Annotated in this window: 7 protein-coding genes; all 7 read left to right on the top strand. The window is 64.4% G+C overall.

All coding sequences use genetic code 11. From position 1 onward, the window contains the following. Positions 1–171 precede the first annotated feature (171 nt). The 7 genes from Q1V43_RS12370 to Q1V43_RS12340 are packed head-to-tail and all read left to right on the top strand — an operon-like array spanning position 172 to position 6,984. On the top strand, positions 172–708 hold the full coding sequence (locus Q1V43_RS12370) for an ester cyclase (protein WP_300518356.1): 537 nt from the start codon (positions 172–174) through the stop codon (positions 706–708). Between the two features lie 4 nt (positions 709–712). Further along, entirely contained in the window at positions 713–2,023 is a 1,311-nt protein-coding gene (hisD, locus tag Q1V43_RS12365; RefSeq protein WP_300518354.1) for a histidinol dehydrogenase, read from the top strand. Positions 2,024–2,077: 54 nt separating this feature from the next. Continuing rightward, positions 2,078–3,124, top strand: a complete 1,047-nt coding sequence (locus Q1V43_RS12360; RefSeq protein WP_300518352.1) for an ester cyclase — start codon at positions 2,078–2,080, stop codon at positions 3,122–3,124. A gap of 1 nt (position 3,125) precedes the next feature. Then, a complete protein-coding gene (locus tag Q1V43_RS12355) occupies positions 3,126–3,890 on the top strand; it encodes an SDR family oxidoreductase (protein ID WP_300518350.1) in 765 nt (254 codons plus the stop codon). Further along, a complete protein-coding gene (locus tag Q1V43_RS12350) occupies positions 3,887–4,912 on the top strand; it encodes a LacI family DNA-binding transcriptional regulator (protein WP_300518349.1) in 1,026 nt (341 codons plus the stop codon). Before Q1V43_RS12355 ends, Q1V43_RS12350 begins: the two co-directional genes overlap by 4 nt. Beyond that, a complete protein-coding gene (locus Q1V43_RS12345) occupies positions 4,909–5,892 on the top strand; it encodes a nuclear transport factor 2 family protein (RefSeq protein WP_300518348.1) in 984 nt (327 codons plus the stop codon). The genes Q1V43_RS12350 and Q1V43_RS12345 overlap by 4 nt, the downstream gene beginning before the upstream one ends. A 30-nt stretch (positions 5,893–5,922) precedes the next feature. After that, positions 5,923–6,984 (top strand): GlxA family transcriptional regulator, encoded by a 1,062-nt coding sequence (locus Q1V43_RS12340; RefSeq protein ID WP_300518347.1) that lies wholly within the window; start codon positions 5,923–5,925, stop codon positions 6,982–6,984. The last annotated feature ends 2 nt before the right edge of the window (positions 6,985–6,986 follow it).

Here is a 6,986-nt window from a genome sequence, read left to right as displayed (position 1 = left end):
AGATTGTAAGCGGCCTGACCGCAGGCGCGGTAAAGGGATGAGCGCGAATTTCAGATCCGGCGCCATGTCCCGACATCCGGCGCTCAACAGAATGCCACGGGACTATCTGCTGCACGGGGCGTCCTCTCCCCTTCGCAGATAGACCCTTGGCAAACTGAAAGGACCAGACACATGAAAGGTTCCCGCCCCGAACAGGCCGTTCTCAGCCGAGACACGGACATGAGCAAAACCGAAACGACCCGTGCCGTCATCGAAGGCATGGTGGACGGTCTGAACGACCACCGCATCAACGACATCGGCGAGTTTTTCGCCGAGGGGTTTCGTTGGATGGGCAACCAGGGTTGCGGCACCAAGGCCGGGTTGAAGGAATTCCAGGACAACTGGCAGCGCCCGTTCCAGGCTGCCTTCTCTGACAAGGTCTGCATCGACGAAGCCCGCCTCTATATGGGCGAATGGGCCGCCGCCTTCGGCCGCCAGGAGGCCACTCACTCCGGCACGTTCCTAGGCATCGAACCCACCGGCAAGCGAGTCGAGATCCGCTACATGGACTTCTGGAAAGTCGTCGACGGCAAGATCGTCGACAACTGGGTGAACGTGGATTTCGCCCATGTGGCCGCGCAACTGGGCGTGGACATTTTCAACGGCGAGGGCTGGGAAGCCTTCGATCGGGGAGAGCGCGAGGCGCCACGACCCGCAACGCAAGGATAAGGCAATGGCAATCGAATATCTCAAGAAAGGCAAACCCGAGGCTGCTCGCGCCGAGGATGACGCCAAGACCGCTGCCGTGGTGGCGGCAACGCTGAAGGATATCGAAGCGCGGGGGGATGAGGCCGTACGTGAGCTGGCGGTGAAGTTCGACGGCTACGACCGCGACAGCTATCGCCTTTCGCCAGACGAGATCGACGCGCTGATCGCCAAGGTTTCCCCTCGCGATCTGGAGGACATCAAGTTCGCGCAGAAGCAGGTTGTGAATTTCGCCAAGGCGCAGCGCGACAGCATGCTCGATATCGAGGTCGAGACCATGCCGGGCGTGATCCTCGGGCACAAGAACATCCCGGTGCAGTCCGTGGGCTGTTATGTGCCCGGCGGAAAGTTCCCCATGGTGGCCTCGGCCCATATGTCGGTCGCCACCGCCAAGGTTGCCGGCGTGCCGCGCATTATCGCCTGCACGCCGCCCTTCAACGGCGAACCGAACCCGGCGGTAATCGCCGCCATGCACCTGGGTGGGGCGGATGAGATTTATGTGCTGGGCGGCATCCAGGCCGTGGGCGCCATGGCCATCGGCACCGAGTCGATTGCGCCGGTGCACCTGCTGGTCGGCCCGGGCAACGCCTTCGTGGCAGAAGCCAAGCGGCAGCTCTTTGGCCGGGTGGGCATCGACCTCTTCGCCGGTCCGACCGAGACCATGGTGATCGCCGATGAAACCGTCGATGCCGAGATGTGCGCGACCGACCTTCTGGGGCAGGCCGAACACGGCTACAATTCGCCCGCCGTTCTGGTCTCCACCTCGCGCAAACTGGCCGAGGAGACCCTGTCGGAGATCGACCGAATCCTGGAGATTCTGCCGACCTCCGGCACCGCCAGGGTCAGCTGGGAGGATTATGGCGAGGTGATCCTGTGCGACACCTATGACGAGATGCTGGAAGTCGCTGACGACATCGCCTCCGAGCACGTTCAGGTCATGACCGACCGCGACGACTGGTTCCTGGAGAACATGACCTCATACGGCGCGCTGTTCCTGGGGCCGCGTACCAATGTGGCCAATGGGGACAAGGTGATCGGCACAAACCACACGCTGCCCACCAAGAAGGCCGGGCGCTATACCGGTGGGCTCTGGGTTGGCAAATATCTGAAAACGCACAGCTATCAGAAGGTCACGACGGATGAGGCCGCCGCCAGGATCGGCGCCTATGGCTCGCGCCTGTGCCTGCTGGAGGGCTTCGTTGGCCATGCCGAGCAGTGCAACCTGCGCGTCCGTCGCTATGGCGGGCAGAACGTGCCGTATGGCGAAGCCGCCGAGTGAAATGAGTGACGGCTGGGGGCGCTGCCCCCAGGCCCCCGGGATATTTTGGGAAAGATGAAAGACATGGGGAGCCAGGCTGAAAACAAGGCGGTGGTGGCGCGGCTGAGGGGGGCTTTTGCGTCGGGTACGCTGCGCGCGGTGCTGGCGGAGGTTCTGGCGCCGGAGGCCGTGGTGCACATGTGTCACCCGTTCGGCGATCTGGCCGCCGCGGACTGGTTTGACGCCTGTTTTGACCCACTCTCTGCCGCGTTGCCGGACCTCGAACGGCGTGACTGGATCGTGATGGCCGGGCCGGACGGGGCAGGGGCCGACTGGGTTGGTTGTGGTGGACACTATGTTGGCACATTCTCCGCGCCCTTCCTGGACATTCCCCCAACCGGCCAGTTCGCGCATATGCGGTTCCACGAGTTCTATCGGTTCGAAGCAGGCCGCGTGGTCGAGGTGCAGGCGATCTGGGACATTCCAGAGCTGATGATGCAGGCCGGCGCCTGGCCGCTGGCCCCCTCGCTGGGGCGCGAAGGGTTGGTGCCCGGGCCCGCGACGCTCGATGGACTCGTGACCGGGCCGCGTGATGCAGCGCGCGCCCAGGCCTCCTGCGACCTGATCGTCGACATGCTGTCCCACATGACACGCCATCCGTCACAAGGCGGGCCCGAGGTCATGGAAATGGCACGCTTCTGGCACGAAAGTATGACCTGGTACGGCCCTGCCGGGATCGGAACCTGTCGCGGCATTCGCGGCTTTCGCAACTGGCACCAGATCCCGTTTCTGCGAGCCATGCCGGATCGAGGGCAACACGAGGCGGATGTCACGCACCATTTCTTCGGCGATGGCGACTATGCCGCCGTGACCGGCTGGCCCAACATGAAACAGGCGCTGACCGGCGGCGGCTGGCTGGGCCTGCCCGCGACCGGGCAGATAATTACCCTGCGCAGTCTGGACTACTGGCGCGTGGAAGATGGCAAGATCGCCGAGAACTGGGTTCTGGTCGACCTGCTGGACGTCCATGCGCAACTCGGGTTGGATGTGCTGGCGCGTATGCGCGAGATGAACAAGGCCCGCGTCCCCGGCGCCGTGCCCTATCCGATCGGAGAGCCCTGACATGACCCTGCCCAAGACACCTTCTTTCCGCCTGGACGGCAAACGCGCGCTGGTAGCGGGCGCTTCCTCAGGTATCGGCCTGGCCTGTGCTGCCGCCCTGGGGGAGGCAGGGGCCGAGGTAACAGTGGCCGCGCGGCGCATTGATGCGCTGGAGGCGCTGGTGGAACAGATGACGGCGGCGGGGATGAAGGCCCGCGCCTTGGCGCTGGATGTCGCGAATGTGGACGCAACCCGCGCGGCGGTGGCCGAGAACGGGCCGTTTGATGTGCTGGTGAACTCGGCCGGCCTGGCGCGCCATTCCCCGGCCACGGACACGAGCCCCGAGGATTTCGACGCGGTCGCAGACCTGAACATCAAGGGCGCCTATTTCCTGACCCAGGCGGTGGCCAGGGGATTGATGGTGGCAGGCAAGCCCGGATCGCTGATCAATATTTCCAGCCAGATGTCGAAGGTCGGCGGGCTGGACCGGGCGGTCTATGCCGCCACCAAACACGCGGTCGAAGGCTTTACCAAGTCGATGGCAATCGAATGGGGCAAGGCCGGGATCCGCATCAACTCGATCTGCCCGACTTTCGTCCTGACCGACCTGACGCGCAGCACGTTCGTTCAGCCCGACAAACGTGCCTGGATCGAGGATAAGATCAAGCTGGGCCGTGTGGGCGAGGTCGAGGATATCATGGGCGCGGTGCAATACCTGGCCTCCGACGCCTCGGCTCTGGTGACAGGCTCGGCCCTGATGATCGACGGGGGCTGGACGGCGGAATGAGCAAGATCACCTCGGCAGAAGTTGCGGCCCGTGCGGGCGTCAGCCAGTCGGCGGTCAGCCGGGTCTTTACCCCCGGCGCCTCGGCGTCGAAGAAGACCATCGAAAAGGTGCGCAAGGCGGCCGAGGAGCTGGGCTATCGCCCGAACTCGCTGGCCCGTGCCATGGTGTCGGGAAAGAGCCGTATCATCGGGCTGGTCGTGGCTTACCTGGAGAACCACTTCTACCCGGAAGCCTTGGAAAAACTGTCCAACGCGCTTCAGGAACGCGGCTATCATGTTCTGATCTTCATGGCCTCACGCACCGCCGAGGACGTGGACGACGTGGTCGAGGAAATCCTGGATTATCAGGTGGATGGGATCATCACCGCCTCGGTTGCCATGTCGTCCGAGCTGACGGCGCGCTGCCGCAAGGCCGGGGTGCCGATGGTGCTGTTCAATCGCTCGCAGGACGGGCCGGGCCTGTCCTCGGTCGCCTCGGCCAACGTGGCGGGCGGGCGCAAGGTGGCGGATTTCCTGCTGGCTGGTGGGCACAAGAAGATCGCCTATGTGGCCGGCTGGGAAGGGGCCTCGACCCAGCGGGACCGCGAAGCCGGTTTTGTCGCGCGTCTGAGCGAGGCCGGGGTAGAGCTGCATGCGCGCGAGGTGGGGGATTTCCACATCGAGAAAGCGCGCGATGCCGCGCGGCGGGTGTTTGCCCGGGATCGCGCAGGCGGCCCGCCCGACGCGGTCTTCGTCGCCAATGATCACATGGCTTTCGCGGTGATGGATGTGGCCCGCAGCGAGTTCGGCCTGGCGGTGCCCGGCGATGTCTCGATCGTCGGCTACGACGACGTGCCGATTGCCGGATGGCCTGCCTACGACCTGACCACCGTGCGCCAGCCGGCAAACCAGATGGTGGCGGAAACCGTCGACCTCTTGATCGCCGAGATCGACGGCGAGGGGCGCGGCCCCCGCAAGGTCGAGATAGACGGCCCCCTGATTATCCGCGGCTCGGCCCGCGTACCGGAAGGATGGAGCGAATGAAGGGATTTGACCCGAAATTCAAGGATTTCCCGGACTATATCATCGGGATCACCAAGGAGATCTGGGAGGATCGCGGCCTGGCGACCCTGCATGAGTATTATGCACCCGAGATCGTTGTGCGAAGCCCCGGGTCCGTGGTGATCGGCAACCAGAATGTCATCGGGGCCACCATGGCGACGCTGGCCGAGTTCCCGGATCGGGAGCTTCTGGGCGAGGATGTCATCTGGTCCGGCACACCGGAGGAGGGCATGCTGTCCTCCCACCGCATCCTGACCACCGCGACCCACCTGGGCGATGGGGTCTATGGCAAGGCGACCGGCAAACGGCTGGTCTACCGCGTGATCGCCGACTGCCATGCAAAGAACAACGCGATTGACGATGAATGGCTCATTCGCGACCAGGGCGCGATCGTGCGGCAGATGGGCTGGGATGTAGTCGACTATGCCCGCGACCTGATTGCGCGTGAAGGCGGACCAGAGGCCTGCGTGAAACCCTTTACCCCCGAGATTGATCAGCCTGGCCCCTACAAGGGGCGCGGAAATGACAATGAATGGGGCCAGCGGCATTCCGATATCCTGACCCGGATCATGTCTGCCGATATCACGGTGATAAAAGCGGAATACGACCGCGCCGTGCAGTCGGAATATGCGGGCGGGATGACCGGCCATGGCTGGGACCCGGTGGAACGGTTCTGGATGGGGCTGCGGGCCGCGCTCCCCTCGGCGAAATTCGAGATTCACCACCGGATCGGGCGCGAGGATGCGCATATGCCGCCGCGCTCTGCCATCCGGTGGAGCCTGACGGGGACCCATGATGGCTGGGGTGCCTTTGGCAAGCCGACCGGCGCCAAGGTTCACGTGATGGGCGCCAGCCATGCCGAGTTCGGTGAGGTGGTCCCCGGTGATGTCAAGCTGCGCCGCGAATTCACCCTGTTCGATGAAACTTCGGTCTGGAAACAGATCTTGATGCAGACTGGCTGAACGCCGGCTGCTCACCTGACAGGAGACAGGATGTCGCCCACGGATCGCAACTCGCAACGCCCCGACGATCCCGGCCAGCCGGGGCGATCGGAATTCGTGCCGCCGGCATCCTATACCCTGGACGTGGCCTATCGGGGCGCGCCGCAGGATTATTACTTCCTGCTCCTGCCCAACACGACCATGCTTGCCTTTTCAGCCGCGGCGGAAACGCTGCGCGTGGCCAATCAGGTGGCGGCGCAGGAGCTGTACCGCTGGTTCATGGTTACGACGGACGGCGCGCCGGTGCGCTGTTCGAACCGGATCGAGATCCGGCCGGATGTTGCCCTGCAGGATGTGCCGGGCTCGGCGTTCCTGTTCATCTGTTCCGGCGTGCGGGTGCAGGATGCCTACGGGCCCGAGCTGGTGAACTGGCTGCGCCGCCACGCGGCCCACGGTGGCGGCGTGGGCAGCCTGTGTGCCGGTGTATTCGCCCTGGCCGAAGCCGGGCTGATCCGCGACCGGGCCTTTACTCTGCATTGGGAAAACCAGCCCGGATTCCTGGAACGTTTCCCGTTTCTCAGCCCCAGCCAGCGCCGCTATGAGGCCGATGGCGGGCTGTTGAGCTGCGGCGGTGGCAATGCGGCGATGGACATGATGCTGGACGTGGTCGAGCGTGACCACGGCAAGGAACTGGCGCTTTACGTTTCCGACATGTGTATCTATGCCCGCACGCCGCACCGGGACGCGCCGCAGAAAACCGCCGTTTCGGCCGCTTTGGGGTCGCGGAATCCCGCGCTGATCAGCGCGCTGACGCATATGCAGCAGAACCTCGAAGGCGACCTCGATCTGGGCGCATTGGCACGGGCCGCCCGCATCTCGCATCGCCAGTTGGAGCGTCTGTTCAAACGCTACCTGGGACAGTCGCCGATGCAGTACCTGACCGACCTCAGGTTGTCGCGAGCCCATGCGCTGCTGAATGAAACCGATCTGGTCATTCCGGAGATCGCCGCCGCGACCGGCTTCAGCGGCACGGCCCAGCTGGCCAAGAAATTCAAGGCGAAATACGGCATTACCCCGCATGCCTATCAACGTGGCTGGGCCGGGGCGGGCTAGGC

The sequence above is a fragment of the Aliiroseovarius sp. genome (genome assembly GCF_030148435.1).
In the GTDB taxonomy this organism is placed as follows: domain Bacteria; phylum Pseudomonadota; class Alphaproteobacteria; order Rhodobacterales; family Rhodobacteraceae; genus JASBTN01.
This window is presented reverse-complemented; position numbering and strand designations above follow the sequence as displayed.